Source organism: Candidatus Symbiopectobacterium sp. NZEC135 (assembly GCF_025962695.1).
The window spans coordinates 1-1,242 of the sequence record NZ_JAGFPF010000543.1 but is presented as its reverse complement, the minus strand read 5'-3'; the positions used below and the strand labels follow the sequence as shown (position 1 = coordinate 1,242).

Sequence of the window (1,242 nt, the reverse complement as noted above, 5' to 3'; positions counted from 1 at the left end):
ATGATCCCCTCACTCAACTACATCATATTGATTAATGTTTTGCGCGCGTTAAAAAATGGGAACATTCGTTACTGCGAAAAATTAGGTTTCAATCACGATGAAATGATAGCGATCAACCGAATGACACTGGATGAATTTTTTATTATCAGCAGAGCATCTACCCAGTTTATGAATGTGAGAATTCACCATGAGGCTTTGCACCGTCTTCTGATCCAATCCGGTAAAGAGGTGGAACTTCAGCATCAAATTAACCGGGCAATTTCGCTTGGCGGTTCACTTGAACTTATAAACCGGTATTTTGGCCTTACCTGTCACGAAACGTGCGCCCGTCGCCGATTGCTCGGTATCCGAGTTGCGCAGGGAAGAACGCCGCATCCGGATGAAAATACCGATAGCGCTATCTGGCTACGCTGGCAAAAGCAAGGTACGGAGAACATCGAATCACTCCACGCACTCGATACCATGATGCAAATCACCGAAGAACTCTCTGGTGTTAGTGATGCTCCGAGCCTTACTGCCGTCTGGCATCGCATCACTCGTTGTGAAAAGGAGACGTTAATCAGGAGAAAAGCGCATGCCGGATGACATCGACCGCGATCAGGAATTTAATGAGCAGCAGTTGGAAGCAATGATTGAAAAAAACCGTTTTAAACCAGCTGTAACACCTTCGCTATTTCATTGCCGACGCTGTGGTGACCCCATTCCAGACAAACGCCGCCAGACCTTGCCCGGTGTGACCACGTGTATTGATTGCCAGACCCAGATTGAATGTAAGCGTTGTTAGCCACACCACCTACAGTAGAATGGCTGCACACGATGAAGTTGCAAACTCAAACTATTTCTCGTCAGAATACACAGATAAATATTTTCACCTTCTGACCAGGCGTTAATAAAAGGATGAGCCAGCCGATGGAAATTATTCTGATGCGTCACGGTAAACCCAGTTTTACTGGTGCCCGAAAAGTAACTACGCATGAAATGGCCAGTTGGATTCAGCAATACGATCTTTCTTGTATCGGCAGTGATCAACCACCAGAAGCCTGTCGAGTGCAGGCTCACAGGGCGTTAGTGGTTTTCAGCAGCCCCCTTCCCAGAGCAATGTCTTCTGCACGCAATCTCAATGTTGAGCCTGAGATAATCGATAACGTATTCAGGGAAGCAGGGTTGCCTGTATATCTGATCCCTGTTGTTAAGTTATCTCCCTTCAGTTGGGTTATTTTTTTCCGTCTGATGTGGCTTTGC

The 1,242-nt window shown here is 46.5% G+C and carries 2 protein-coding genes and 1 pseudogene; all 3 read left to right on the top strand.

Annotated elements, in window-relative coordinates:
- Positions 1-585: DUF2857 domain-containing protein (locus tag J5224_RS28605; protein ID WP_264628483.1), on the top strand; the 585-nt coding region annotated here is incomplete at its 5' end.
- Positions 575-784 carry a TraR/DksA family transcriptional regulator gene (locus J5224_RS28600; RefSeq protein ID WP_264628482.1) on the top strand — a complete coding sequence of 70 codons (210 nt, stop codon included), beginning with the start codon at positions 575-577 and terminating at the stop codon, positions 782-784. The genes J5224_RS28605 and J5224_RS28600, both read left to right, overlap by 11 nt.
- Positions 785-909: 125 nt before the next feature.
- Positions 910-1,242, top strand: a pseudogene (locus J5224_RS28595) (histidine phosphatase family protein); the annotation flags it as partial.